Source organism: Clostridium sp. CTA-7 (genome assembly GCF_054768095.1).
Window position 1 is genome coordinate 16,802 of record NZ_BAAAAV010000008.1, and the last position, 25,668, is coordinate 42,469.

General features: G+C 27.8%; 27 protein-coding genes and 3 pseudogenes. 26 read left to right on the forward strand and 4 right to left on the reverse strand.

The window, feature by feature from the left end; translation table 11 throughout:
* Positions 1–14 precede the first annotated feature (14 nt).
* Both ACYUEX_RS14340 and ACYUEX_RS14345 read left to right on the forward strand, forming a co-directional pair.
* The gene (locus ACYUEX_RS14340; RefSeq protein ID WP_460288806.1) at positions 15–2,918 is read left to right on the forward strand and encodes an exo-beta-N-acetylmuramidase NamZ domain-containing protein; all 2,904 of its coding nucleotides are present in this window, start codon (positions 15–17) and stop codon (positions 2,916–2,918) included.
* Between the two features lie 344 nt (positions 2,919–3,262).
* Entirely contained in the window at positions 3,263–3,901 is a 639-nt protein-coding gene (locus tag ACYUEX_RS14345; protein ID WP_460288807.1) for an ImmA/IrrE family metallo-endopeptidase, read from the forward strand.
* 176 nt (positions 3,902–4,077) lie between these two features.
* On the opposite strand, the gene ACYUEX_RS14350 is transcribed toward ACYUEX_RS14345, so the two are convergent.
* On the reverse strand, positions 4,078–4,845 hold the full coding sequence (locus ACYUEX_RS14350; protein WP_460288808.1) for an EFR1 family ferrodoxin: 768 nt from the start codon (positions 4,843–4,845) through the stop codon (positions 4,078–4,080).
* Positions 4,846–4,964: 119 nt separating this feature from the next.
* Between ACYUEX_RS14350 and ACYUEX_RS14355 the strand changes: the two genes are divergently transcribed.
* Together ACYUEX_RS14355 and ACYUEX_RS14360 are read left to right on the forward strand one after the other, a co-directional pair.
* Positions 4,965–5,312, forward strand: coding sequence for a winged helix-turn-helix transcriptional regulator (locus ACYUEX_RS14355; RefSeq protein ID WP_460288809.1), 348 nt, complete (start codon positions 4,965–4,967; stop codon positions 5,310–5,312).
* 97 nt (positions 5,313–5,409) lie between these two features.
* A complete protein-coding gene (locus tag ACYUEX_RS14360) occupies positions 5,410–5,706 on the forward strand; it encodes a YciI family protein (RefSeq protein WP_460288810.1) in 297 nt (98 codons plus the stop codon).
* A gap of 140 nt (positions 5,707–5,846) precedes the next feature.
* Here ACYUEX_RS14360 and ACYUEX_RS14365 read toward each other — a convergent pair.
* A pseudogene (locus ACYUEX_RS14365) lies at positions 5,847–5,988 on the reverse strand (DUF6262 family protein); the annotation flags it as partial.
* Positions 5,989–6,594: 606 nt separating this feature from the next.
* Between ACYUEX_RS14365 and ACYUEX_RS14370 the strand changes: the two are divergent.
* From ACYUEX_RS14370 to ACYUEX_RS14440, 15 genes and pseudogenes are all read left to right on the forward strand, one after another.
* Positions 6,595–7,209, forward strand: coding sequence for a hypothetical protein (locus ACYUEX_RS14370; protein WP_460288811.1), 615 nt, complete (start codon positions 6,595–6,597; stop codon positions 7,207–7,209).
* 116 nt (positions 7,210–7,325) lie between these two features.
* Positions 7,326–8,300, forward strand: coding sequence for an ROK family protein (locus tag ACYUEX_RS14375; RefSeq protein WP_460288812.1), 975 nt, complete (start codon positions 7,326–7,328; stop codon positions 8,298–8,300).
* 31 nt (positions 8,301–8,331) lie between these two features.
* Positions 8,332–8,664 (forward strand): DUF3784 domain-containing protein, encoded by a 333-nt coding sequence (locus tag ACYUEX_RS14380; RefSeq protein ID WP_460288813.1) that lies wholly within the window; start codon positions 8,332–8,334, stop codon positions 8,662–8,664.
* A gap of 169 nt (positions 8,665–8,833) precedes the next feature.
* Positions 8,834–9,286 (forward strand): hypothetical protein, encoded by a 453-nt coding sequence (locus tag ACYUEX_RS14385; protein WP_460288814.1) that lies wholly within the window; start codon positions 8,834–8,836, stop codon positions 9,284–9,286.
* Positions 9,287–9,299: 13 nt separating this feature from the next.
* Positions 9,300–10,010 carry a DUF5131 family protein gene (locus ACYUEX_RS14390; RefSeq protein WP_460288815.1) on the forward strand — a complete coding sequence of 237 codons (711 nt, stop codon included), beginning with the start codon at positions 9,300–9,302 and terminating at the stop codon, positions 10,008–10,010.
* 197 nt (positions 10,011–10,207) lie between these two features.
* Positions 10,208–10,894, forward strand: a complete 687-nt coding sequence (locus ACYUEX_RS14395) for a helix-turn-helix transcriptional regulator (protein ID WP_460288816.1) — start codon at positions 10,208–10,210, stop codon at positions 10,892–10,894.
* Positions 10,895–11,044: 150 nt separating this feature from the next.
* The gene (locus tag ACYUEX_RS14400; protein ID WP_460288817.1) at positions 11,045–11,557 is read left to right on the forward strand and encodes an adenylate kinase; all 513 of its coding nucleotides are present in this window, start codon (positions 11,045–11,047) and stop codon (positions 11,555–11,557) included.
* 268 nt (positions 11,558–11,825) lie between these two features.
* Positions 11,826–12,260 (forward strand): NUDIX hydrolase, encoded by a 435-nt coding sequence (locus ACYUEX_RS14405; RefSeq protein ID WP_460288818.1) that lies wholly within the window; start codon positions 11,826–11,828, stop codon positions 12,258–12,260.
* A 138-nt stretch (positions 12,261–12,398) separates the two neighbouring features.
* Positions 12,399–12,611, forward strand: coding sequence for a hypothetical protein (locus ACYUEX_RS14410; RefSeq protein ID WP_460288819.1), 213 nt, complete (start codon positions 12,399–12,401; stop codon positions 12,609–12,611).
* A 25-nt stretch (positions 12,612–12,636) separates the two neighbouring features.
* Complete coding sequence (locus ACYUEX_RS14415; protein WP_460288820.1) at positions 12,637–13,206, forward strand: NUDIX hydrolase N-terminal domain-containing protein; 570 nt, start codon at positions 12,637–12,639, stop codon at positions 13,204–13,206.
* A 249-nt stretch (positions 13,207–13,455) separates the two neighbouring features.
* Entirely contained in the window at positions 13,456–13,920 is a 465-nt protein-coding gene (locus tag ACYUEX_RS14420) for a pyridoxamine 5'-phosphate oxidase family protein (RefSeq protein WP_460288821.1), read from the forward strand.
* A gap of 38 nt (positions 13,921–13,958) precedes the next feature.
* A pseudogene (locus ACYUEX_RS14425) lies at positions 13,959–14,189 on the forward strand (histidine phosphatase family protein); the annotation flags it as partial.
* 243 nt (positions 14,190–14,432) lie between these two features.
* Positions 14,433–14,912, forward strand: coding sequence for a hypothetical protein (locus ACYUEX_RS14430; protein WP_460288822.1), 480 nt, complete (start codon positions 14,433–14,435; stop codon positions 14,910–14,912).
* Between the two features lie 96 nt (positions 14,913–15,008).
* Entirely contained in the window at positions 15,009–15,548 is a 540-nt protein-coding gene (locus ACYUEX_RS14435) for a GNAT family N-acetyltransferase (protein ID WP_460288823.1), read from the forward strand.
* 236 nt (positions 15,549–15,784) lie between these two features.
* Positions 15,785–16,126 carry an SdpI family protein gene (locus tag ACYUEX_RS14440; protein ID WP_460288824.1) on the forward strand — a complete coding sequence of 114 codons (342 nt, stop codon included), beginning with the start codon at positions 15,785–15,787 and terminating at the stop codon, positions 16,124–16,126.
* A gap of 46 nt (positions 16,127–16,172) precedes the next feature.
* On the opposite strand, the gene ACYUEX_RS14445 is transcribed toward ACYUEX_RS14440, so the two are convergent.
* Positions 16,173–17,153, reverse strand: coding sequence for a biotin--[acetyl-CoA-carboxylase] ligase (locus ACYUEX_RS14445; RefSeq protein WP_460288825.1), 981 nt, complete (start codon positions 17,151–17,153; stop codon positions 16,173–16,175).
* A gap of 249 nt (positions 17,154–17,402) precedes the next feature.
* On the opposite strand from ACYUEX_RS14445, the gene ACYUEX_RS14450 reads away from it, so the two are divergent.
* On the forward strand, positions 17,403–17,927 hold the full coding sequence (locus ACYUEX_RS14450) for a biotin transporter BioY (RefSeq protein ID WP_460288826.1): 525 nt from the start codon (positions 17,403–17,405) through the stop codon (positions 17,925–17,927).
* A 206-nt stretch (positions 17,928–18,133) separates the two neighbouring features.
* On the opposite strand, the gene ACYUEX_RS14455 is transcribed toward ACYUEX_RS14450, so the two are convergent.
* Entirely contained in the window at positions 18,134–21,349 is a 3,216-nt protein-coding gene (locus ACYUEX_RS14455; RefSeq protein WP_460288827.1) for a galactose-binding domain-containing protein, read from the reverse strand.
* A gap of 275 nt (positions 21,350–21,624) precedes the next feature.
* Between ACYUEX_RS14455 and ACYUEX_RS14460 the strand changes: the two genes are divergently transcribed.
* The 6 genes and pseudogenes from ACYUEX_RS14460 (at position 21,625) to ACYUEX_RS14485 (ending at position 25,563) form a co-directional block, all read left to right on the forward strand.
* Entirely contained in the window at positions 21,625–21,834 is a 210-nt protein-coding gene (locus tag ACYUEX_RS14460) for a hypothetical protein (RefSeq protein ID WP_460288828.1), read from the forward strand.
* A 178-nt stretch (positions 21,835–22,012) separates the two neighbouring features.
* The gene (locus ACYUEX_RS14465; protein WP_460288829.1) at positions 22,013–22,366 is read left to right on the forward strand and encodes a helix-turn-helix domain-containing protein; all 354 of its coding nucleotides are present in this window, start codon (positions 22,013–22,015) and stop codon (positions 22,364–22,366) included.
* A 322-nt stretch (positions 22,367–22,688) separates the two neighbouring features.
* Entirely contained in the window at positions 22,689–22,946 is a 258-nt protein-coding gene (locus ACYUEX_RS14470; RefSeq protein WP_411167378.1) for a hypothetical protein, read from the forward strand.
* Positions 22,947–23,151: 205 nt separating this feature from the next.
* Positions 23,152–23,721 carry a hypothetical protein gene (locus ACYUEX_RS14475; protein ID WP_460288830.1) on the forward strand — a complete coding sequence of 190 codons (570 nt, stop codon included), beginning with the start codon at positions 23,152–23,154 and terminating at the stop codon, positions 23,719–23,721.
* A 282-nt stretch (positions 23,722–24,003) separates the two neighbouring features.
* Positions 24,004–24,834, forward strand: a complete 831-nt coding sequence (locus ACYUEX_RS14480; protein WP_460288831.1) for a pentapeptide repeat-containing protein — start codon at positions 24,004–24,006, stop codon at positions 24,832–24,834.
* A 171-nt stretch (positions 24,835–25,005) separates the two neighbouring features.
* A pseudogene (locus tag ACYUEX_RS14485) lies at positions 25,006–25,563 on the forward strand (GNAT family N-acetyltransferase).
* The last annotated feature ends 105 nt before the right edge of the window (positions 25,564–25,668 follow it).

A 25,668-nucleotide genomic window follows, 5' to 3' on the forward strand; every position in this document is an offset into this window, starting at 1 on the left:
AGGGGGATAATTTCATGAATTTAAAGTTAAAAAGAAAAATTGGAATAATTACATGTGGATTTTTAATTTCTTCAGTATTATTTCAGATTAAAGATATAAAAACTGTAAATGCAAGTAGTAATGCTCAAGTAAAATTAGGTATCGACAATTTAGAAAAAAATTTAACAATTTTTGAAGGGAAAAAGGTAGGGCTAATAACAAATCCATCTGGTATGGATAGTAATTTTAAAAGTTCTATAGATGTATTATATGAAAAGACTAATTTAACAACCTTATTTGCCGCTGAACATGGAATTAGAGGTAACGCACAAGCAGGAGATAATGTAGGAAATGAAGTTGACGAGGTTACTGGAGTTCCAGTTCATAGCTTATATGGATCAACTAAAAAACCAACTCCAGAAATGCTTGAAAACGTTGACATACTAGCTTATGATATGCAAGATGTAGGAGCTAGATTTTACACATATATAAATACTCTAGCTTATGCAATGGAAGCATGTGCTGAAAATGATAAAACATTTGTTGTATTTGATAGACCTAATCCAATTGGTGGAGAAGTACAAGGTAATTTACTTAACACTGATTTTAGTTCATTTGTTGGAATGTATCCTATAGTGCAAAGATATGGAATGACAGTAGGAGAATATGCTAAATTTATAAATGAAGAATTTAATATAAATTGTAAGTTAGAAGTTGTTGAAATGGAAGGCTGGACTCGTGACATGTATTATGATGAAACAGGATTAGATACATGGGTAATGCCATCTCCAAATATGCCTACCCTAACTACTTCAATAGTTTATACTGGTACTTGTGTTTTTGAAGGAACAAATGTTTCTGAAGGTAGAGGAACTACTAGACCTTTTGAGTTAATTGGCGCTCCTTGGATTGATCCAATGGCTCTTAGTAATAAATTAAATTCTTTAGGATTACCAGGTGTTAAATTTAGAGCTGCATCATTTACTCCAACATTTTCAAAATATTCAGCATCAGATACTGCTAATTATCCAACTGGAAAAAATCAAGTTTGTGGTGGAGTGCAAGTATATGTAACTGATAGAAATGACTTTAATGCTGTTAAAACTGGATATGCTATGTTATATACAATTAGGGATATGTATCCAGATAAGTTTAAATATTTAAGTACTAATTTCATAGATAAGTTAACAGGTAATAGCTATGTAAGAGAAGGAAAATATACATTAGAAGAATTATTTGCAATAGTAGATAAGGAGTCTAATGATTTTAAGGCTAAAACAGAAAAGTATTATATTTATCAGGAATCAAATAACAATGAAGAAAATATTAATAGTATTAAACTTGGTATAGATAATCTAGAAGAAAACTTAGATATATTTAAAGATAAGAGAGTAGGCCTTATAACTAATCCATCTGGTATAGATAGTAATTTTAAAAGCTCTATAGATGTATTATATCAAAATACTAATTTAACAACATTATTTGCAGCTGAACATGGAATTAGAGGATATGCACAAGCAGGAGATAATGTAGGAAGTGAAGTTGATAATATTACTGGACTTCCAGTTCATAGCTTATATGGATCAACTAAGAAACCAACTCCAGAAATGCTTAAAAATGTTGATATACTAGCTTATGATATGCAAGATGTAGGAGCTAGATTCTACACATATATAAATACTCTAGCTTATGCAATGGAAGCATGTGCTGAAAATAATAAGACATTTGTTGTATTTGATAGGCCTAACCCTGTATCCAGTGAAGTTCAAGGTAATTTGCTTAACACTGATTTTAGTTCATTTGTTGGAATGTATCCTATAGTTCAAAGATATGGATTGACTGTTGGTGAATATGCACAATATATTAATGACAAGTTTAATATTAATTGTGATTTAAAAGTAGTAAAAATGAGTGGATGGTCAAAAGATATGTATTATGATGAAACTGGTTTAGATACATGGGTAATGCCTTCACCAAATATGCCAACATTAGATACAGCAATAGTATATACAGGAACTTGCGTCTTTGAAGGAACAAATGTATCAGAAGGAAGAGGAACAACAAGACCATTTGAATTAATAGGAGCACCATGGATTAATGCTATAGATTTAGCTAATGAACTAAATTCTCTAAGTTTACCAGGAGTAAAATTTAGAGCAGCTTCATTCACACCACAATTTTCAAAGTATTCAGCATCAGATACCGCAAATTATCCAACAGGAAAAAATCAAGTTTGTGGTGGAGTACAAGTATATGTAACAGATAGAGATAGCTTCAACTCAGTTAAGACAGGTTATGCTATGTTATATACAGTTAGAGATATGTATCCAGATAAGTTTAAATATTTAAGTACTAATTTTATAGACAAGCTAACAGGAAATAGTTATGTAAGAGAGGGGAAATACACATTAGAAGAATTATTTGAAATAGTAGATAAAGAATCTTCTGAGTTCAAATCTGAAATAGAGAAATATAGAATATATATACCATGGTCAACTATTAATAGAGTTCCTGCTATAACTGCAAATGATAAAACATTAAAATTAAATGAAAACTTTGATCCATTAAAAGATGTAACAGCTTATGATGAGGAAGATGGAGATTTAACATCATCTATAAAAGTTGTAGAGAATACTGTAGATACTAGTAAGGTTGGAGAATATATAGTTAACTATAGCGTTTCTGATAGTAATAGTGCTAGTACTTCTAAAAAAATAAATGTTACAGTTATAGAAGATAATGAAGATGACAATAATAATGGGGGAAATGAAGACAGTGATAACACAAATAAACCAGAAGATAATAATTCCGGGAAATTACCCCAAACCGGTAGTGCTGTAAATAGCTCATTATTGTTAATAATAATATCTTTATTTATGATATATATGGGAAAGTTAGCTTTAGAAGATAAATCTAAGAAAGCAGTTCATAAAAAGTAAAATTAGTAAAATTATATCATTTATAAATAACACTAGATTATCTCCAAATAAGCTATGAGGTTATTTATAATAAATAAGAAGCTATAAACGGTAAATGAGTTTTAATTCATTTACGTTTATAGCTATTTTTATTTTATTACTTTGAAATAGATAAATTATAAGAAAAGGATTAAGTCTAAGGAATATATTTACAATAAATCTAAGAAGTTGTATAGTTATAGAATCAATAATTTATTCTAATATAGTTTAAAGTTTACATAATTTTATAAATGATTGAAAAATTCATATGTATTTTATATAATTATATTCAATATATGGAATATTATGGAGGGTTAGAGGGGCTTATGAGATATAAAATTATAACAGGTAAATATGAAACTGGTACAGAAGAACAAAAGGATAATTATAGAATGCTATTTGGAGATAAAAACATACAAGAAAATTTTGATCTATATTTTCATTGGTATAACATAATACATGAGCTTGGACATATTTTAATTTCACATAGAGGGCTTTCATTTTCAAATGCAGATGAAGAGCAGTTTGTTAATGACTTTGCAGTTGCATATTGGATGGAAGTAGATAAACATAGTAATTTATTAAAAGTTAAGGATATAGTAACTAATGCTTTAAAAAAAATTCCTAGACCAATTGGAGAAGATATTTATTTTCTTGATTACTTTAGAGAAAACTGGGGTAATTTTGAAATGTCAGTAGCAATGTATGGTTTTTTTCAAATGGCATGTGTAGCAAGTTCATTAAGTAGAGAAAGAAATCTTAAATTGGTACTTAGTAACATTGGCTATGAAAATATTACTATAGATAATCTAATAAGTAGAGAATATGAAATTAATTGTGAAGCGCCAGAAATAATATTAAAAGATTTTATAATGAATATGAGTACTATAGGTATAGAAATGCCTTCAATTGAATTAGAGATAGTAGATAATCCAGATATACAATGTTGTGAAAATAAAAATTGATAATTTAAGTTAAATTTTATATAAAATTTTTAAATGAGGAATGCTAAAATAGCTAGTAAAATATATTGAGTTTTACTAGCTATTTATTCTAATCTTTCCTCTTTTGTTAAAGGAGTAGGAAGAAAAATAAAGCATTTAAGAAGATAACGGACTGATAATATGACGTAAAAAGGTTATCAGCAATTTGGATTATAATATCTACCCTTGCTTTCTGTGGATTTTCTATATTGAATAGCTTTAACTGGGCATCTATGAATGCAAGCAAGACACTTTGTGCATTCTTTATCCCATTTAGGAGTTCCATCTACTAATTGAATATTTTTTGTTGGACAAACATTGGAGCATAGTCCACAAGAAATACAACTACTTTTAGCATAAAAAGCTTTAGCGCTCATAGCAAAAGTATTAAACAGTGGATTGATTAGTTTAGTTCTAAGGCTAGGCATATTTCCCTCATAACAATCAAATATATCATGCTTTTTTTGTGAAAGCATATCATTTATATATTCAATTCTTTGTTCTGCTTGTACTAGTTTTTCCGATGCTAATTCTTTTGAATCTACATCATAAAGAATAATGTAGTTATTTGGCATGAAAATAGAAAATCCACTGTTAAGTATAATATTTTGATGTTTTAAATTTGTACGTAAGGCATTTATAGCATGTCCTGAAGTATCGCCACAGGTACATACTGCAAAAGTATATTGATTGTTATAATTAGTAATCTTAAGATTTCTTATAAAATCCATAACCATTTTAGGCGGTGCCCAAGCATAAATTGGAAACACAAATCCAATCATTTCATCAGGTTTTATGGAAAATGAAAATGGAGTGTTCTTTTTTTGCATTAAATCTGCAATAGATAATATTTGCTCATTTTGGTATTTTGCTAGGGTTTTTGCTACCCACAAACTGTTTCCAGTACCAGAAAAATAGAATATCATAGGGTTCTCCTTTTCTTTTTTATAATTATTTGCTACTATTATTATATTTATAAGGTATATATTTACAAGTACGCACATTTTTGTGCCTTAGATTCATAATTTCAAATGGAGGGATAAAAATGAATAAAGGGGATTGGTACGATGGTTCCTGCGATGTAATTAACGCATTTAATTTTGTTAGCGGAAAATGGAAACTTCCTATTTTATGGAGCTTATCATATGGAAGTGTTAGATATAATGAATTAAAGAGGCAGGTTCAAGGCATTACAAATATTATGCTTACTCGTTCTTTGCAGGAATTAGAAAGCCATGGAATGATTTTTAGAATTCAATATTCTGAAGTTCCACCACATGTAGAGTATGGATTAACAACACAAGGAAAGAAGATTATACCTGTATTAAAAGCTTTAAAGGACTGGGGAGAAGAACAAGGGGAATTTGAAAAAAAGAATGAAATAAATATATAGTGTATATTCCTATTAACATATTTTTATATTGTCCACCAGCTACTAGTATAATATAATATAGTATAAATATATTTCGTATAAAGGAGGATAATAAAAAATGAAATATTTTGTTATTGAAGGTATATTAAAAAATTCAGTTCCAATGGACGAAAATCTTATGAATGAACATATAGCTTATTCTCAGAAGGCAATAGATGCAGGGGTGATACTAGTGTCTGGAGTTAAGGCTGATATGAGTGGTGGAATGCTTATTATGAAAGCTGAGTTCTTAGAGAAAGTGGAGGCTTATCTATCTGCTGAACCACTTAAGGTTTCTGGTGTACAGGAATATCGTGTTACAGAGTTCACACCTCATTACGTTCAGCCAATAGCTAGTGAATGGTTTAAAAACTAATTCATGAATAAATTTAAATAAACAGCTGAAAATGCTGGAAAAATCATGACATTTTTAAGAGAATCATTTAGGTTCCCTTAAAAATGTTCACAATAAGTTACAAGTGTAAAGTAACAAAACTAGAGTCTTTAATAAAATCTTCACATTAAGATATCTAACTGTTCTTTTAATTTCTTATTTTCTTTTTTAAGTTCTTTAATTTTCTTATCTTTTCTTATCTTTTGCCATTATGATAATATCTTTAGATTTAGCTTTCTTATCATACTTAACTCTTTCATTTATTATATATAGCTTACTATAATTACTATAATTTATCAAATTATATATTTTTTTTACTTATAGTTATTTTCATATCAACATTTTCCTCTAACATAGCCAAATTTTTATATAATTCCTTTAAAATATATAGAAATAAAAAATTTTAAAAAATTTTCTCAATAATTAAAATTTAAGGATATTTATTATATGAAAATGTTTTTAATCTTTAAATTTTAATTAAAAGGAGAAAATATAAAACCAGATATGTTTTTAGTTCCAGGACATACAAAAATATACCAAGGCATAATTTAGTTTATATAAATAAATCATTAAATGCTAAAAAGAAGGCTTAAATGATGGGATAAAGAAAATAACAAAGTGAAAACACCTTATGAATTTATAGGTGTTCTTTTATATCTTGAATTAATACAAGAAAAAGAGATACTCGTAAATGATGATAATATAAAACAAAAAAATATAGTATATACAAACAAATGAAAGGGTTAACAATATACAGTTTATATAAAAATATGATATAATTACCAGAAGATATTGTATTTAGATATTTATATATAAAATCTAAAAGTAAATAATAATTTATTTAAGTAAAAAATTCAAAGGAGTGAAGCTATGACTTTATATAAATTACCTTTAGGTATTAAAATTCCTAATGACAATCAATATCCAAAAGACTATGATGTTGAAGCAATAAATAAGAAAAGAAATTTAGCCAATATAGTTGAAGGTTTTACAATAAAGGAAGTTTCAGATCAAAAATTTTCTCATTATATTGAAATGAATATTGATTCTGATAGAATTTGGAATATATTTTGTGTATTAATAGAGAATTTAATTGGTGATAATTCTTATGGAATTTTAGGATTTAAGGATGAAGAGCCTATACTAAGTAAATTTGCAGATACAGAAAATATTATAGAGATTTTTCAAGAGTATAAATTTGAACTCACAAATGATGGATATCTAGAATTTGGTATAGCATATTACGATGAGAATTCATTTAATGAAATATTTGTTTCAAGCTTTAAATATATAAAAATATGGACTAATAAAAAAGAAACTCTAATAAAAGCTTTAAATGGCTTTGGAATTAAAGAAGTTAAGAATCTTCAATTTATAGATGAATTTCCTGTAATATCAGAAGCTATTTCAAATAATATATCTAAATCAGTTAGGCATTATTTAGAAGTTATTGAAGGTATAGAAAGAAAATTTGAAGATTTATAAAAGCTAGAAGTAACCTGTTAGCAAAAGGATTTTTTTATATTATGAGTAGGTGTATTTTATTATGCATTAACTTTTTATTTAACTTTTAGAAAAATGGGATTTAGGGAGATAGTAATATGAATAATTATTATATTGGTATAGATTTAGGTGGCACAAATATAAAATCTGCTATATTTACAACCAATTTTGAAAAAGTGGCAGAATATCGAATACAGACACAAGCTGAAAAAGGTTCTGATGTTGTTCTATCAAGAATGTTAAATAGTATTCAAGAATTATTAAAAGGTTCCGGAATTCAAGAAAGTCAAATACTTTGTATGGGAATTGGAGTTCCTGGATTATTGGATACCAAAACAGGAATATCAAAATTTTCACCGAATTTCTCAAAGTGGGAAAATGTCCCTGTATCACAATGGTTTGAAACCAAATTAAAAATTCCCTCATTTATTGATAATGATGTGCGGATGAATTTATATGGAGAATGGCATTTTGGAGCAGGAAAAGGCAAAAGCAATGTTGTTCTTCTAACTTTAGGTACTGGGTTAGGGTCTGGTGTTGTAATAGATGGTCATGTATTATACGGTGCTACTGGAAGTGTAGGAGAAATTGGTCATATGAACATGTATCGCTCAGGTCGTCCCTGTCGTTGTGGAAGTTCTGGCTGTTTAGGTAGATATGTATCTGCTCTTGGCATGTTAAGAACATTAAAAGAAAAAATGCAAGAAGGAGAGCATAGCATAATCCATGAATGGGTAAAAGGCGATTATGATAAAATTACTGCAAAAATGGTATCTGAAGCGTTTGACAAAGGTGACAAGGTTGCTATAAATACTCTTTATGAAACTGGAGAACTGCTTGGTTATGGGCTTGCTAATGTACTCAATTTATATAATCCAGAATGTATTATTATTGGCGGAGGAATGGCTGCAGCTGGGGAACGATTGTTGAAACCTGCAAGGGAAATTGTAGATGAACATGCGTTGCAAATTTCAAAAAATACTTGTGAGATTCTAATAGCCTCCTTAGGGGATGCTTCTGGAATGCTAGGTGCTGCAATTTATGCAAGTAAGCATATGAGAAAAGAAGAATAGATAAATAAGTAGGGATATGGGAGTGTTAGTGATGAGGGATGTAGATATTTATGGATTAGTTATAATTACATTTCTTCTTGGAGGATTTTTTACTTTCTTAGGTTGGATAATTAAAAGTCAAAATGCAGGAGATATGCTAAATGGATTTGATGAAAAAAAACATGACAAAGATAAAGTATCAAGGATAATGGGAGGAAACATGCTATATACTGGCTTAATTATTATTATATTAGGTTTGATAGGTGTTTTTTTGAATAGTAAGTATTATAATTATGTAATTTTTGCAGAGACTTTTGTTGTAATAGTAGGAATTATAAAAGGGATATATGAAGTTAATAAAAATGGTAAGATAAAAAATAAATAAAAGCCAGTGATTTAAATCATTGGCTTTTTGTATTTCACTAAAATTTGATTTAGAGAAATAAACTAATTATACCAACAATTATATGGTATAATTTGTATAACATACAGGAAAATAGGAATTTGTTATTCAAGTATAAAAGATAAATTACTAAAAGAAAGAGGTATAGAGAATGGTACACTTGGTTTATTGTGATGATAAAACAAAAGAATTATCAAAAATTTTAGAAGGAAGTAAAACTATGATTATCAGAGGTGCGGCTGGTAGAAAAATCCCACATAGTAGAGTATTCAAGGATGAAGTGTTATATTTCATGGAAAAAGGTTCAAAGAAAATAACAGCTAAAGCCGTGGTTTGTGATGTTCAAAATTTCATTAAGCTAAATGATGAAGAAATAAAAAAAAATATTGAAGATAATAATAATAAACTACAATTAACGGAAAAGCAAAAACAAAGATGGCATAAAAAGTGTTTATGTTTAGTAGAGTTTGAGAATGTAGAAGAAATAACTCCTTTAGAATTTGACCATAAAAGCAATATGGATGATTGGCTAATTATTGAAAAAATAGATGATGTAGTGGTTGGTACCAGTATTCCGTATAATTATGATAAGTCAAGGTTTTAACAGGTAATTAAGTATGGCTATGTGGAATCCTTGGCGTGGGTGTAAAAAATGTAGTGATGGTTGCAAATATTGTTATATTCATAAAGGTGATTTTAAAAAGAATATAGATACTAATAATATAATTAAAACAAATGATTTTTATAAACCAATAGAAAAATTAACTAATGGTACGTATAAGTTTAAATCAGGTACAGTATATTTATGCTTTTCATCAGATTTCTTTATTGAAGAAGCAGATGCTTGGAGAGCTGAATGTTGGAGAATGATAAAGAAAAGAAGTGATTTAAAGTTCTTATTTTTAACTAAAAGAATAGATAGATTTAGCTATTGTATACCTGAAGATTGGAATGATGGTTACGAAAATGTGATTATATGTTGCACTATAGAAAATCAAAAAAATGCTGATTATAAATTATCTATTTTTAAAGATTTACCTATAAAGCATAAATGTATAACAGCTCAACCATTATTAGAAAAAATAAATATTGAAAATTATTTAAAAGATATTGAGCTTGTTGTAGCTGGTGGTGAATCTGATAAGAACGCAAGAACATTAGATTATGACTGGGTACTTGACATAAGGAGTCAATGTGTAAAGGCAAATGTTAACTTTGAATTTAGGCAGTGTGGCACAAATTTTATAAAGGATGGAAAACTGTATAAGTTGCAAGTGAAAGATTTATGTAAACAAGCTAAATTGGCAAATATAAACTACAATATATAGTTATACAAATTCCAATATGTAGAGTAGGTTGGAAAATAGAATTTATATAATAGATATAGAAACTCATTTATATATGGAGTATTTATAGCGTGCAACTTCAAGTTGCACATACTTAAAAAAGAGAAAATGTAAGTTGGTGTACTTCTCATTTTTAATCAGTTACACTTTAGATATCAATTAAATAGGAGGATAATAAAATGAGTTTTGGACAAAATTTACAGTTCCTTAGAAAAATGCATGAAAGAATGACGCAAGATGAATTGGCTGAAAAAATGAATGTATCTAGACAAACAATATCAAAATGGGAGATGGATTCTGCTTTTCCAGAAATGGAAAAGGCTATTACACTTTGCAAACTTTTTTCTTGTTCTTTAGATGAAATGGTACTGGGAAATATGAATTCGGACAACGAAGCTTATACAAATATTCGTGTAAAAATGGTGCCTTTATTCCAATATGTCAAATATGTAGTAATTAGTAGTGAACCAGAAGATGATGCAAAAAAACATATATACGATTGGGCTATTTTTTGTGGTATTGAGAAACCTGAAATAATTGGCTGGGATTTTCCTTTTGTTTCACAGGAACAGATAAATGTATACCATATGCATGGCTATGCAGTTGCGTGTATAATACCGAAGGATTTTCCACTAGATTGTTCGGAGAAAATTATACAAGCAAATCAGCAGTATGCAATCATTACGATTAGGGAGCCATTTAAGTCACCATTTTCCATGATTCCGAATGCATATAAAACACTTATACGATATATGGAAGTAAATGGTCTACGTCATAAAGAAAATAAAGAAGTCTTATCATGTTTTGAAAAGGAATATAATAAAGAGGGTGTCTCTTATATGGATGTATATATTGCTATTGAGTAATAATGATATGAATAAAATGAGCACAACAAAAATAATGATAAATTCCAATTTATTAAGGAATTTAAATCAATTTCAAAAAGAATAATATAATATGAAATAAAGATTGTTTTAATATTATTTATATAATCTATATTAGGAGGTGAATTTTTAATGATAATTCTAATTGCCGGTAGTTCACATACAGGAAAAACACTTTTAGCACAGAAGTTACTTAAAAAATACGGTTATCCATATCTATCTATAGACCATTTGAAGATGGGTTTAATTCGCAGTGGACAGACTACCCTTACGCCGGAAAATGATGACCTATTAACAAATTACTTATGGCCGATTGTAAGGGAAATGGCAAAAATCGCAATAGAAAACAATCAAAATTTGGTTGTTGAAGGGTGCTATATTCCTTTCAACTGGAAGGATGATTTCAGCGATGAATATCTTGAACACATTCAGTATTATTGTCTTGTAATGACAAAAAAATATATTGATAATAACTTTTTAGATATTAAAGGATATGCAAATGTAATAGAGGGTCGCCTTGATGATTCATTTTTAAGTCCAGAAATGCTGATAAAAGAAAATGATTCCAATTTAGAAATGTGTAAAAAATATAGATGCGATTATATTCTGATTGATGAAGAATACAAGGTAGATGTTGAACTATAATTTCAGTTTACCATAGAGATTATGAGCATAACCTCAGCCCGTCAAATTTCAATTTAACTAAGAAATTAGATAAAATTTTATAGAAATAATTTTGATATAATACAAATTAGTTTAATCTTTATTTCAGAATGTGAAGTTATTGTAAGGTAATTAAGAAAATATAAGATTAGAAAATTAAATAGTGAGATATTTAAAACTTTATTGAAGTTTATAAAAACAATTATGCATAATTGTTTTATATTTTGTACTATAAAAGGAGGAGATTCATTTGGCAAGTGAAAAATTTAAAATGCCAGTTGCTGCACATCTTTTACTTATTAAAGAAGGCAAGATATTGTTGTTAAGAAGACTTAATACAGGATACGAAGATGGAAATTATAGTGTAGTTGCAGGGCATTTAGATGGAGACGAAGATGTAAAAGCAGCAATGATAAGAGAAGCAAAGGAAGAAGCAGGAATAGATATTAATCCAAATAACCTAGAGATTGTGGGAGTTATGCATAGGAAGTCAGAAGTTGAAAGAATAGACTTTTTTCTTGCAACAGACTCATGGAATAATGAGATAGTTAATATGGAGCCAGAAAAATGCGATGATCTATCATGGTTTGAAATAAAAAATCTTCCAATTAATACTATACCATATATCAAGAGAGCAATAGAAAATTATATGTCTGGTGTTCAATTTGATATTTATGGATGGTAAAAATCAACAAGAGGTAATGAAATTTATTTAAGTATTAAAAAGTAGTATATGAAAACAAACTATAAAGTTAATTGATAAATAATTATTTAAATTTAAGTAAAAGTAAGAACATTTATGATAATAAGGACAAGGGATAACATGAAGCTTATAAACATAAGGATATTTTCTATTAGAGAAGAGAGGTTAATTCTAAGACGATTTATTTTAGAAGGAACTTATGGTTCTCAACTATTCTTTTTGAAAAATACAATTGAGATATGTAGCTATGAAGATGAAGACGAAGCTTTGAGAAAATTAGATGAGATTGAGGATTTTTTTAGGAAAAATCCTAATGGAATTTATAAAATATAGATAAAAATAATATGAGGAATAGTAAATGGATAATAAGTTATTAGAGTGGGCTGTTGAACTGCAAAGTATTTCACAAGGAGCACTATACTATTGCAAAGATAAGTTTGATATAGAACGTTTCGAAAGAATTAGAGAAATTTCAGCAGAAATGATAAGCTTAAAGTCAGATATACCTTTAGATAAGGTAAAGAGCTTGTTTTGTAATGAAATTGGGTATCAAACACCTAAGCTAGATACAAGAGCAGCAATATTTAATGATAATAAGATTTTACTAGTTCAAGAAAGCAATGGTACTTGGTCATTTCCAGGTGGATGGGTAGATGTAGACTTATCAGTAAAGGAAAACACAATAAAGGAAGTAAAAGAAGAGGCAGGCTTAAATGTTACAGCAGATATGATTATTGCTGTTCAAGATAGAGAAAAACATAATTTACCTGTATATGCCTATAAAGTATGTAAAGTTTTTGTGTTATGTTCTTTGATAGATGGAGAATTTGAGAAAAATATTGAAACAATAAAAAGTCATTATTTTTCATTAGATAACTTACCATTGTTAGCAACAGAAAAAAATAACGAAGAACAAATCAAAATGTGATTTGAAGCATATCAAAGTACAAACTGGAAAACATTATTTGACTAAATTCTAATTTATCTAAATTAATAAAACGCCGTATTATTCAGAGTGAATATACGGTATTTTTTAGACATTATTAGAGTAACAGAAAATGAAGATGAAATTATGGGAATGAGTCCTCATTTATAGAATAAAATTAAATTAAGATACACCAATATCTTTGAACGAAATTTATTTGATAATAAATATTTTATAAAAGGAGAGTTAAATATGTTTAAAGAAATGAGAAGAAAAGATAGAGAAATTGAAGCTTTAGAAGCAATAGAAGTATTAAAAAAATGTGAGTATGGAATTTTATCTACAGTAGATGAAAATGGGTATCCATATGGAGTACCGTTAAGTTATGTTTATGCAAATGACTCAATATATTTTCATAGTGCTGTAGAAGGACATAAGTTAGAGAATATAAAGAAAAATGATAAAGTATCTTTTTGTGTAGTTGGGCAAACTGATGTATTACCAGATAAATTTAGTACTAAATATGAAAGTGTAATAATATTTGGAAGAGCAAAAGAAGTTTTTGATGACGAAAAAAATGCAGCTCTTTTAGAGTTAATAAATAAATACTCAGCAGATTATATAGAAAAAGGCAAAACATATATTAAAAATGCAAATGATAAAACTAAAGTTATAAAGATAAGTATAGACCATATTTCTGGAAAAGGGAGAAGATAATTTTATTAGTAGTAAAATTCATTTAAGATGTATGGAATAGATTAATATCGTTTTATGAAATGATATTATCAGATAAACATGAAAATATCATTATAGTATCTCATGGTGATACACTAAGTATTTTTAATGCGATGTGGTTGGGGTTAGATGTTAGTATGCTAAATAAATGTGAATTATTTGGTATGGCAGGTGGTATTTCATTTTTAAGTGAGACAAAGGATGGAAAACGTATTATTAAACGACTAAGTGATATGTCATACTTAAAATAGTCTTAAATTAAGAGAAAATAAAATATATGTTGGTGCTGGGATTTTTAAATTTAAAATATCTAATATTTACAAAATTTAAAATGATATAACTAATGAACTTAAAAGATACCTGTTGTTGTAGGAGTGGTTATAGGAGGCGAAAGAGTTTGCTTCAGAAGAGCCAGAATATTTTGTAGGTATAGTAAATAATGACACAATTATTGAATATTAATATAACTATATATATTATTTGGAGGAGATTCTATGATAGGACATTTAGGATTTTCATATATAGGATTAATTTATTTGTTGATGTTATTTATACCAAACATTATATGGACGAAGCATCAGCCAGAAGATTATGATTATAGCAATGAAAATAAACTATTGCTGTTATTTGAACGTATTGGACAAGTATATGTAACATGGTGTGCTTTGATTTTTTCTGATTTCAATCCTACTCATTTTTCTCTATGGAGTCTATGGTTAATTTCATCATTCATTTTGATGATTTTATACGAGACATATTGGATTAGATATTTTATAGGGGAACATACTTTAAAAAAATTTTATAGCAGTTTCTATGGTATTCCTGTGCCAGGAGCAACTCTTCCTGTTGTTGCATTTTTACTATTAGGGGTATATGGAAAGGTAATTTGGATGATTATATCTATAATAATTCTTGGGATTGGTCATATAGGAATACACATTCAGCACTTAAAAGAAATAAAATATTATCAATAAATTCTATTAATAATTTGCTATAAAAGAAGTATATGTGATTATATGGTTATTTAGTTTAAAATTGTATTAAGTTGTGAGATAAAAGGGGAGTATTAAATGGAAAAATTGATAAGCAATAGATTGGTATTAAGGCAATGGAAGGAAAGTGATAGCGCGGATTTATATGAATATGCTAAAAGTGATTTAGTGGGTCCAAATGCTGGATGGCCACCTCATAAAGATGAAAATGAAAGTAAAGAAAAAATAAAAATGTTTATACGTAATAATGACACTTATGCCATAGTTTTAAAGGCTGAAAATAAAGTTATTGGTGGTATTGGGCTGCATAGGAGAAAGCCTGATATTAATTTGGCTAATTTAGAGCAAAGAGAAATAGGATATGTTTTAAATCCTAAATATTGGGGAAATGGTTATGTTCCTGAAGCTGTAAATTGCTTAGTTGATTATGGTTTTAATAAATTAAATTTAGACTTAATTTGGTGTGGTCATTTTGATTTTAATAATAATTCTAAAAGAGTAAATGAAAAGTGTGGATTTAAATATAGGTTTACTAAAAAAGAAAGATTAAAATTCTTAGACAATAAAGAGGTTAATATACTTTATTATAGCATTTTAAATTCAGAGTATTTTCATTAAGTTGTGTATTATAATGAAAAATCTTCAATTCGTAGTTCAATATGGAAATGCAATGATGGAAATTGGAAGATGATTTTTCATCAAGGTACTCTTGTAGGTATTAAATAATTATTTTAAGTAACTACAGTTTTGTTTGATTTGGAGGAGAAACTTATACCTTTATATTTGATAAATAGTTAGATAGTATTAATTTATTATGGCAATGTTCAAATTCTTAATAAATTTAGGAGGTAAATATGATAGGTCTTGTAGGAATAATATGTATAGTCGCTGGTTTCATACTTAAGGCTTTTCCACCACGGAAAATGAATTCTATATATGGTTATAGAACCCCATTGTCAATGAAAAATCAAGATACATGGAATGAGGCACAAAAATATTCAGGCAATACTTTTCTTATATTGGGCTTAATTTATGTTGCTTTAGAATTTATTTTAAATTACTTAATTAAAAATATTAGTATAGGTTATCAAAATATAATAGTTTTAATAGGTGTTGTTATTATGATTGTTCTTGATGAAGTACACTTGAGAAAAGTTTTTAATAAAGACGGAAGTAGAAAGTTGTTGTATAAATAAAAATTAGAAGAGGATGTATCAAAATTTATTTTGATACATCCTCTTTTTATACTCTAATACTAACTTCACCAGAAGATAATAATCTAATAGAACCATCTTCCATTTTAACTTTAAGTCTGCATTCATCATCAATATCAAGAACTACAGCTCTTTCAGAGGATTTACTAGAAAGTATATTTACTTCCTTATTGATTAATAGGGATCTTTCTTTATATGATTTTAGGAAAGATTTATCTTCAATATTATTGTAATAGTTCCAAAAGCGCTCTAAAACTTCAGCTATAAGCTTACTTCTAATATCAGATAAAGCTGAAGTTTCATCTTCAAAAATACCTGTAGCAATGTCTTTAATTTCTTCTGAAAAGCCTTCTTTTGGTGCTCTTACATTAATACCAATACCTAAAACAGCATAATCAATTATACCGCTTTCAAAATCAAAAGATGCCTCTGTTAATATTCCACAGACTTTTTTATTATCACAATATATATCATTAACCCATTTTATTTTAGCTTCTTTATCAGAAACATTTTCTATAGCTTCAGCAACAGCAACAGCAGTAGCAGCAGTAATAAGAAAAGCCTTTGAAGCATGCATTTGTGGGCGGAGAAGAATACTCATATAAATTCCTGTACCTTTAGGAGAGTGAAACTTTCTACCGAATCTTCCTCTTCCTTCAGTTTGTTCTTCTGAAATAATTACTGTACCTTCTTTTTCTCCATTAATTGCAAGTCCTTTTATTGCACTATTAGTTGAATTAATTGTTTTGTAAACATTAATATTAAAATCATTATCACCTTTATTTAAATATTTAGAAATACTTTGAGAAGATAGGATATCTGTATCAGTAGAAAGGCAATAACCTTTGTTAGTAACAGCACAAATATTATATCCTTCATTTTGTAATGATTTTATTGCTTTCCAAATAGCATTTCTACTTACTGAAAGTTCTTTAGCAAGATCAGCACCAGATATGTAATTTCCTTTGTTATTTTCAAGTACACTTAAAGTTTTATCTTTTACACTCATGTTTCCACCTATTTTATTTTCATTATTGTTATCTTATCAATATATTATACCATAATAATTGTCACCTTAAACTATAAAAATAGTTGACTATTATAAAGATAGGAAGTATTATATAGAATATATTAGAGTACTTTATAAAAGATTTTGCAAAATCATTAACTCAAATAAGTGATGAAAGATATAAAAATGTTAACAATATATTGTGTTTTAAATGTAATTTTACAGAAGACATAGAAATGGGGGATTAATATGAAAATAAAAGAATTAACAAGAATGTCAATTTGTATAGCAATAATTTGTATATCAGCATATATTTCTTTTCCACTACCATTTACTCCTACAATGGTAACAGCACAAACAATTGCAATTAATTTAGTAGCATTAATACTTACACCTAAGCAATCATTTATAGTTGTTTTATTATACATCTTATTAGGTACCTTTGGATTACCTGTTTTTTCAGGAGGAACAAGTGGATTTGGTAAATTATTTGGACCGACAGGTGGTTTTATATTAGGATTTTTAGCTATTGCTCCCTTAATGAGCTATTTAAAAGGAAAGAATAACAGCTTTAAAAGATATTTAGCTGTTACAATATTTGTAGGAATGCCTGTACTATACGCTTTTGGAGCAGTCTTTATGAGCATAGCACAAAAAAATAGTATTATGTCTGCATTATCTTTAGCAGTATTTCCATTTATAATTGGTGATATATTTAAGTGCTTTTTAAGTTCATACATTGCAGTAAAACTAAATAAAATCTTAAAAGTTTAAAAATATACTAGAAAGTAATTTATAAAGGAGCTGTGCACTAATTATTTTAGTGCGACAGCCCCTTAAAAATATTATAAATTAACATCATGAAATTCATGTTATTTTTAGCACCTTTATTTTAATCATTAGAGTAGTACCTCGTAAACCTTATAGATTATAAATTAACAAAAGATATCATAACGTCTTCAATTTGCCTATTCAATATATCACTTTGCATAAAATACTTTACATTCATTCATACTAGCCCAATAACCACTCTTTAGTCCTGTAACTGTTATCCTAACATATCTAGCATTTTCTTTTGAAAAACCACTCATTTGACTTTTCTCATTGCTATCATTAGTGCTCTTATCTATAACCTTTATCCAATTATTATTATCAATTGAAACCTCTAGTACATAATTATATAATTCTGCATATTCCCAATTAATTTCTACTCCATCTATAGGATAAATATCTCCAAGGTCAACCTTCCACCAATGATCAGCATTGCTATTGTTTGCACACCATCTACTTGATAAATTTCCATCATTAGCTTTATATGAACCATTTCCTTTTCCTAATTGTTCGCTATCAGAAGTTGCAAATTTATTTAAAGCCAAATTATCGCCTGGCTGTGGATCAATGGTTTTATAGCTATAATTACAAGGTACTCTTGACTCTTTAAGTTCAGTTGTATCTATTGTTATGTCACTACTAATTAATCCATTTGATTCTGCATTTATAGTGATCTGTCCTAAATCATCCAGTTTACTTTGTATAAATATTGCGCCTTGTCCAGCTTCTAATTTAAATGGGTTCTCTCCAATTAATGTACATGATCCATTAACAGTAAACTTTATATTATTATCAGCATAAGGTACTACTTGATTATTCTCATCAACAACAGCTACATAAACTCTAGTTGTATCACTTCCATCTGCTACTATAGATGTATCATCTGCTTTTAATATAATATTTTTAGGAGTTCCTGGAGTATATCTTGTAAATGTTGTTACAACATTACCATTAACTCTTCCTTCTGCTCGTATATTTCCAGTTTCATAGATAATATTATCAAAAACAGTTAATGGATACGGTAAATTCATATAAGTATTTGGTTTCTTTATGCCCTTAGATACTCCATTAACAAAAATTTCAACTTCATCACAGTTGCTTGCAACAGTTATATTTGATGGAACATTTGGTGTCCAATAATTTGCTATATATACCATACTTCCATATAAATCTCTATTATTTTGAGATTTATAAAACGCAGCTACTGGCTTTGGATTTCTAAAAAGATCATATGTGCCATGATATCTTATATTATTGCTACTAACACTATCACTTATAGGGGTATTATAATCAAATGCACACCATCCTAATGCTCCTGATACATCGCTTCTTCCATAAGATTCATTTTGAACGCTAGCATGTCTTGTAAAGTTTTGTAAGAGTCTACTTTCCTCATCAAATGATCTTATTGGGAAAATATGACCTTCATATTCTGTAACAAGCCAAGGTAATACCCTAGGAGCCTTTATTCCTCCTGTAAAATCATTAAATCCAAATAAATCCTCTAAAAATGTACTTAAATAATTTGAAGTAAACCTTGATCCTGTAGTTGCTCTACTTGGATCTAGTCCTCTTGCAACTTCATTTGTTTTTTTATAAAAAGTATTGTCATCTATAGATTCATTAACCCGTACTCCCCAAGTTACTATACTTGGATGGTTTCTATCTCTTAAAATCATTTCTTTTATGTTATTAATAAATACTTCTTTCCAATCAGACATTCCTATATTTCCCCAGCTTGGAGCCTCCTCTAATACTAATAATCCAATCTCATCACATCTATTCAAAAATTCTGGATCTTGAACATAGTGAGAACATCTTATCATATTGCATCCTAAATCATACTTAAGAATATCCGCATCTTTTCTTTGTAACCTATTTGCAGCAGCTCGTCCTATATAAGGAAATGTCTCATGTCTATCTAATCCTCTCAACTTTAAGTATTGATTATTTATATAAAATTTGCCATCTTTACTACTAAACTCAATCCATCTAAGACCTATTGGCGTTATATATTCATCTACGTTTTCATCATTATAAATTACTTGCGTATAAGCTTTATACATATACGAGCTATCTGGATGCCAAAGATCGGGATTTACTATTCTAGTAGTCTGAGAGTTGAATTCATAAGACCCATTAGCTGGAACATCTCCAACTGTTTCTGCAATAGCCACAAGATTATTATCTTTATCTACTATATTTGTTTTAACTTTGCAGTTTACTAAACTATCACTTGTATTAATTACATTTGTCTTAGTCAAAACTACTACACTTTTTGTATTATTGTAATCAATTGGAGATGTAACTAGGTATGTTCTATCTACATATAAAGGATTTGTAATTATTAAATTCACATCTCTTGCGATACCACCAAATAAATAATAGTCCACTAAGAAATTTTCTGGTGGAATATCTTTTCTTTCAGTAGAATCAACTTTAACAGCGATAACGTTATCAGCATCTCCAAAGTTTATATAATCTGTTATATCAACTTTGAAGGATGTATATGCTCCCTTATGATCTGTAACAAATTTACCATTAACATATATCTGTGAAAATGTACCTACTCCCTCAAATTCAACAATAACTCTGCTATTTTTATAATCTAAAGGCAAACTAAAATGCCTTCTATACCAAGATATAAATTGAAATTGACTGCTATCAATATTTTCTCTAGTTGTTAAAATTTTATTTGCATGAGGTATGTTTACTTTAGTAAATCTGCTTTCATTTAAAGTAATGTCCATACCATTTGATATATCTTCACTACTATATAACCAGTCAGTATTAAAATTCATGTTCTTTCTTTCTGTATTACTTGGTGTAAAAGTATTAGAAACATATGGCTCCCCAAGAGCTTCCTTTCCAAATACTTTAAAATCATAAAAACTGGCCCAGATTCCACTTTCTGTTTCTGTAACTGTAATCTTCACAAACTTAACATTATCTATAACAAAATCATCCTTTTGTATTTGATTTTTATTAGTATTATCTGTTTTATTTATTACTGTAGTCCAATTTTTATCATCGCTTGATACTTCTATTTTGTACTTGTAAATTTTATTATCTTTTTCCCAAGTAACCTCTGAACCAGTAATTGAATAAAATCCATCTAAATCTACTTTCCACCAATGTCCCCACGCTCCATCATTAGCACACCATTTTGTGGATAAACTACTATCATTACCCTTATCAGGGTTGTTTCCATATATGGCTTGCCAACTATCTGCCGTTGCGACTTTCATCAAAGCTATATTGGTAGTATCTGCTGCAAAGACTACTTTCATACCTGGGTTATAGTTTGTTAATGCAAGTAATATCATCATAGCGAAACAAATAAATAGAAATTTAAGTTTTTTCATAAAATATTCCTTATACTCATTAAAGTTATTACAAAATATTTTATTATTATTCAGCCATTTTTGTGTCATATTTTTTACTAATTTTAAATAAAATATATACCTTAATAGCTAATTCATCTATGCAGACTCAATTTTAGTTGTTTCTCTACGAATTGACTTAGTAAACGCAATGAATCGTTAGCTAGTATCATGCAATCAATATTTATTAGTACGATAGCTTCTTTAATTATTTTTATTAGGGATTATTTAAATTACTATTTAAATAGAAGGAATATATGTTATTATTTACATATAACCTAAAAAATGGATTTATTTTTAGTTATAATGCTTTAGGAATACCACTTCCACATTCAATTACATCTATTATTTTATTTTGTATATCTATTTTAATTGGATATAAAAATAGAGAAAATCATTATGGAAAAGCAGGAATGGCTTTATCTACAATTTTTCTAGGTTTCATTGCTATATCATCACTAATTTAATATAGTATCGTACAAGATTTATATAGAGTGTTTCTTTAAAGTGAATAAATAATTTTTTATAGACTAGATGCAAAGGTATCAATTAAGATAGAGGTCAATTTAAAATCATATAGAATAATTGCATTGGTTTACTATAAAGATACTTTAAAATATTAATTAATACTAGGGGGAATGTGCTATGTCAAAAGAAAAATTATTACCTATTTCTATTTTTTGTTTATCACTTTCAATTATTATTAGTGCTTCAATAATATCTAATGGTATGCAAAATAATGGACGATTCATTGGAGAGGGGATAAGCCAAGGATTATTTAATATTACTAATACAATTAGTCAAGAAAATAATAACTTAGATTCAAAAGATAGTTTATCATTAGATGAGGCATCACAATACTTGGGTATAAGCCAGGAAAGATTAACTCAAGTAATTATTAAAGATGAATCGATACCATGTGTGCAAATATCTGGACAATTTATATTTAGTAAAAAAGCATTAGATAAATGGGTTGAAACATCAAGATTTAAGATGTAATTCAAATAAAATAGTGAAAGCACATGATAAAACCAGATACAATAATGCCTTAAGTATTAATGCTTTTAGAATTTCTACATCTACAAAATATATATGTTGTGATTGTGGATATTTTGTAGAGGACTTTGATAGTTAAAAGGATAGAGAAGTTATTTATAATTAATTTAAGGATAAAATGTAGAAGCTGATTTTGGATTTACATGGATTATCTAAGACTAGAATTTGTATTATTGATACGCATTTTATTTAGAGTTAAGCTATTTATTAAAAATAAGTTATATATATTCTAATTAATCATGATTTAAGGGGGCGGGAAGAAGATATGATGTCAATAATATATAAAAACCCAGTTGTTTCAGCAGTAGCTATAAATATAGTTACTTTAATTTTGTTAATATATTCAGTTAGTGAAAGAATATCATTGTTTTTTATGTTACCAATGCTTACTGGTGTTTTAAATAGACGAATTGTTGATAATAGCCATAATATTGATAGAAGAAAGAAAATTATAATTTTTTCTAGTTTTGTATTAATACTGCTTATTTATTTAGCATATGCTCAGTGTGTGTATATTATTTAAATATAAATAAATTGCTAAAAGAGTATCTATAGATACTTCAATTATTTTAAGCCTAAGTATTATAGAATTTATTATATTAACATGTTACATTCAAAAAAATTCAATATTTCGAACAGTAGGATTTTTAAAAGATGGAATAGGAAAGCAACTTGTTAAGATTCTAATTAAATAAAATAAGTAATTATTTTTAGAAAGGTGATTTTTAATGAGAAAAAAATACTTTATTTTTATTGCAATTGCTTTTAGTCTTTTTATTACTGGTTGTAGTAATAAAAGCTTAAATGCTGAAGATTATCTTAATAGTGGAACATTAATTGATTCAAAGGCAAAATATATTATGCCAGAGTTAGAGGATTTACCCGAATATAAGAATATAGAATACAAATATACACATAAATCTATGTTAATATTTGAATCTCATTCAGTTGCCCTTATTGTGAGCTATGATGATAATACATTTGAGAGTGAAAAAGAGAAATTAAATGAACAATATACTTTTTTAGGTGAAAAAATCAAGTCCGAATTTGATAAAAGTAAATACTACATTCCTGAATATGAGTTTTCAGTAGAGAGGTATACATTTAGAGTTATAGGCAAAGATTGTGCTCCTAATACGAAATATCCTAAGTCCTTTGGTATGATAGGAATATCTGAAGAGAAAAAAAGTATAGCATATTTGTATTTTTATGATGAAGATTTAGATTATATAGGAGATGAAAATGAAAAAGAACCTATGGCTAAATTCGTTAAGGAGTATTTTAAATATGATTTTTAATTTTATATTCTAAATACTATAAGCATTATCTTATTACCAAAAGAATTATTTATTGTAAGGTAAAAAATATGAAATTAATAATTTCTGTGGTTATATGATGAATGAGATAAATTAGTATAGTGATTTATGAAAATAAATTTACTATAAGAGCAGCAGGGGGTAGGAATACAATAACTATAGATTTTAATGAATAATAGGGAGAAAATATCTTTAGAAATTGAATAATAATATGTATATGATATAATTTATATAATATATTTTATGAATGCGAGATGGATAAAAATGAATTATAAAGAACTACAGCCTGATTGTGAAAAGTGCTTTGGACTATGTTGTGTTGCGCTATATTTTTCATCTATGGATGGATTTCCGGCTAATAAAGATGCAGGTAAGCCTTGTATTAATTTAAAAGGTGATTTTAAATGTAAAGTTCATGAAGATCTTAATAAGAAAGGACTAAAAGGTTGTATAGCATATGATTGCATTGGTGCAGGTCAAAAGGTAGCCCAAGTCACTTATTCTGGACATGACTGGAAGGAAAATCCTGAGTCTTCAAAGCAAATGTTTGATGTTTTTATTATTATGAAGCAATTTCATGAAATGCTTTGGTATCTTAATGAAGCTGTTAGGTTACAATACAATAGCAGTATTAATAAAGACAAGCTGATTGAAAAGATAGATGAAATAGAAAATCTAACTCATTTAGAGGCAGAATCAATTATAAATTTGGATTTAACATCCATTAGAGTAGGAGTTAATTCTTTACTTCTACAAACTAGTGAATTTTTGAGGAAAAAAGTTAATAATGATAAGAATTCTTTAAAAGGAAGGAAAGCAATAGGTGGGGGCTTAAATCTTATGGGTGCAGATCTTAGAAAAAAAGACCTAAGAGGTGCAAATTTAAGTGGAGCTTTTCTAATTGCAGCAAATTTAAGAGGCGTAGATTTAAGTTGGGCAGATTTAATTGGTTCTGATTTAAGGGATTCGGATTTAAGTGGAGCAAATTTAATTAACAGCATTTTCTTAACTCAAGCTCAAATTAATAGTGCTAAAGGTGATGTTAATACAAGATTACCTAAATCACTAATTAAACCAGATCACTGGTTAAAATGATTAAGTAATCAAAAATAAAAAGTATATTCAACTATATAGTTTATATTATAAATGAATATTAATCATAGAAAGAATACAAAAGTAAAGGATAAAATTAATAATAGAAAATATCGTATTATTCAAATAGAGTATACGATATTTTTTATTTAAGAATATTAATGGGAGAAGTTTATGGTAATTAAGGATAAAATAATTGAAGGTAAAAATTTAACATGGATACTTCGTTGTCCAACAAAAGCAGATGCTGAGGAATTATTTAACCTAAGAGTTAAAATAGATGGAGAAACAGAAAACCTTGATAGGGAGCCAGGGGAAGGATTGTTAACTCCAGAAGATTTTGAAAGAATAATTTATGAGGACACTGTATCAGAAACAAATTTATTTTTAATAGCAGAGGTAAACGGAAAGATAGTAGGATTTACACGTTGTGAAGGAAATAAACTAAGTAGATTTAGACATAAAGCAGAGTTTGGAATATGTATATTAAAAGAATACTGGGGATATGGGATTGGTAAAGTACTGCTAGAAAATATTTTGATATGAGCAAATACTGTAGAAATTAAAAAAATTTCATTAACTGTTGTAGAAATAAATAAAAAAGCAATTGAATTATATAAAAGATATAGATTTGTAGAAGAAGGATTATTAATAAATGATCGTATTCATAAAGATGGAAATTATTATAATACGGTTATAATGGGAAAGTTTTTAGATAAAAATAATGACTGATAAATACGGACATCATTTTATTATACATAATCTAATTATATTATGAAATGGATAAAAGCTATTATATCTTAAAATTAAATAACCATATATTTACAAAGTGTGTTA

What these genes read in the sequence shown, in the direction of transcription:
- ACYUEX_RS14340 (WP_460288806.1), top strand. Translation starts at nt 15, where the DNA reads ATGAATTTAAAGTTAAAAAGAAAAATTGGAATAATTACATGTGGATTT.
- ACYUEX_RS14345 (WP_460288807.1), top strand. Translation starts at nt 3,263, where the DNA reads ATGAGATATAAAATTATAACAGGTAAATATGAAACTGGTACAGAAGAA.
- ACYUEX_RS14350 (WP_460288808.1), bottom strand. Translation starts at nt 4,845, where the DNA reads ATGATATTCTATTTTTCTGGTACTGGAAACAGTTTGTGGGTAGCAAAA.
- ACYUEX_RS14355 (WP_460288809.1), top strand. Translation starts at nt 4,965, where the DNA reads ATGAATAAAGGGGATTGGTACGATGGTTCCTGCGATGTAATTAACGCA.
- ACYUEX_RS14360 (WP_460288810.1), top strand. Translation starts at nt 5,410, where the DNA reads ATGAAATATTTTGTTATTGAAGGTATATTAAAAAATTCAGTTCCAATG.
- ACYUEX_RS14370 (WP_460288811.1), top strand. Translation starts at nt 6,595, where the DNA reads ATGACTTTATATAAATTACCTTTAGGTATTAAAATTCCTAATGACAAT.
- ACYUEX_RS14375 (WP_460288812.1), top strand. Translation starts at nt 7,326, where the DNA reads ATGAATAATTATTATATTGGTATAGATTTAGGTGGCACAAATATAAAA.
- ACYUEX_RS14380 (WP_460288813.1), top strand. Translation starts at nt 8,332, where the DNA reads ATGAGGGATGTAGATATTTATGGATTAGTTATAATTACATTTCTTCTT.
- ACYUEX_RS14385 (WP_460288814.1), top strand. Translation starts at nt 8,834, where the DNA reads ATGGTACACTTGGTTTATTGTGATGATAAAACAAAAGAATTATCAAAA.
- ACYUEX_RS14390 (WP_460288815.1), top strand. Translation starts at nt 9,300, where the DNA reads ATGGCTATGTGGAATCCTTGGCGTGGGTGTAAAAAATGTAGTGATGGT.
- ACYUEX_RS14395 (WP_460288816.1), top strand. Translation starts at nt 10,208, where the DNA reads ATGAGTTTTGGACAAAATTTACAGTTCCTTAGAAAAATGCATGAAAGA.
- ACYUEX_RS14400 (WP_460288817.1), top strand. Translation starts at nt 11,045, where the DNA reads ATGATAATTCTAATTGCCGGTAGTTCACATACAGGAAAAACACTTTTA.
- ACYUEX_RS14410 (WP_460288819.1), top strand. Translation starts at nt 12,399, where the DNA reads ATGAAGCTTATAAACATAAGGATATTTTCTATTAGAGAAGAGAGGTTA.
- ACYUEX_RS14415 (WP_460288820.1), top strand. Translation starts at nt 12,637, where the DNA reads ATGGATAATAAGTTATTAGAGTGGGCTGTTGAACTGCAAAGTATTTCA.
- ACYUEX_RS14420 (WP_460288821.1), top strand. Translation starts at nt 13,456, where the DNA reads ATGTTTAAAGAAATGAGAAGAAAAGATAGAGAAATTGAAGCTTTAGAA.
- ACYUEX_RS14430 (WP_460288822.1), top strand. Translation starts at nt 14,433, where the DNA reads ATGATAGGACATTTAGGATTTTCATATATAGGATTAATTTATTTGTTG.
- ACYUEX_RS14435 (WP_460288823.1), top strand. Translation starts at nt 15,009, where the DNA reads ATGGAAAAATTGATAAGCAATAGATTGGTATTAAGGCAATGGAAGGAA.
- ACYUEX_RS14440 (WP_460288824.1), top strand. Translation starts at nt 15,785, where the DNA reads ATGATAGGTCTTGTAGGAATAATATGTATAGTCGCTGGTTTCATACTT.
- ACYUEX_RS14445 (WP_460288825.1), bottom strand. Translation starts at nt 17,153, where the DNA reads ATGAGTGTAAAAGATAAAACTTTAAGTGTACTTGAAAATAACAAAGGA.
- ACYUEX_RS14450 (WP_460288826.1), top strand. Translation starts at nt 17,403, where the DNA reads ATGAAAATAAAAGAATTAACAAGAATGTCAATTTGTATAGCAATAATT.
- ACYUEX_RS14455 (WP_460288827.1), bottom strand. Translation starts at nt 21,349, where the DNA reads ATGAAAAAACTTAAATTTCTATTTATTTGTTTCGCTATGATGATATTA.
- ACYUEX_RS14460 (WP_460288828.1), top strand. Translation starts at nt 21,625, where the DNA reads ATGTTATTATTTACATATAACCTAAAAAATGGATTTATTTTTAGTTAT.
- ACYUEX_RS14465 (WP_460288829.1), top strand. Translation starts at nt 22,013, where the DNA reads ATGTCAAAAGAAAAATTATTACCTATTTCTATTTTTTGTTTATCACTT.
- ACYUEX_RS14470 (WP_411167378.1), top strand. Translation starts at nt 22,689, where the DNA reads ATGATGTCAATAATATATAAAAACCCAGTTGTTTCAGCAGTAGCTATA.
- ACYUEX_RS14475 (WP_460288830.1), top strand. Translation starts at nt 23,152, where the DNA reads ATGAGAAAAAAATACTTTATTTTTATTGCAATTGCTTTTAGTCTTTTT.
- ACYUEX_RS14480 (WP_460288831.1), top strand. Translation starts at nt 24,004, where the DNA reads ATGAATTATAAAGAACTACAGCCTGATTGTGAAAAGTGCTTTGGACTA.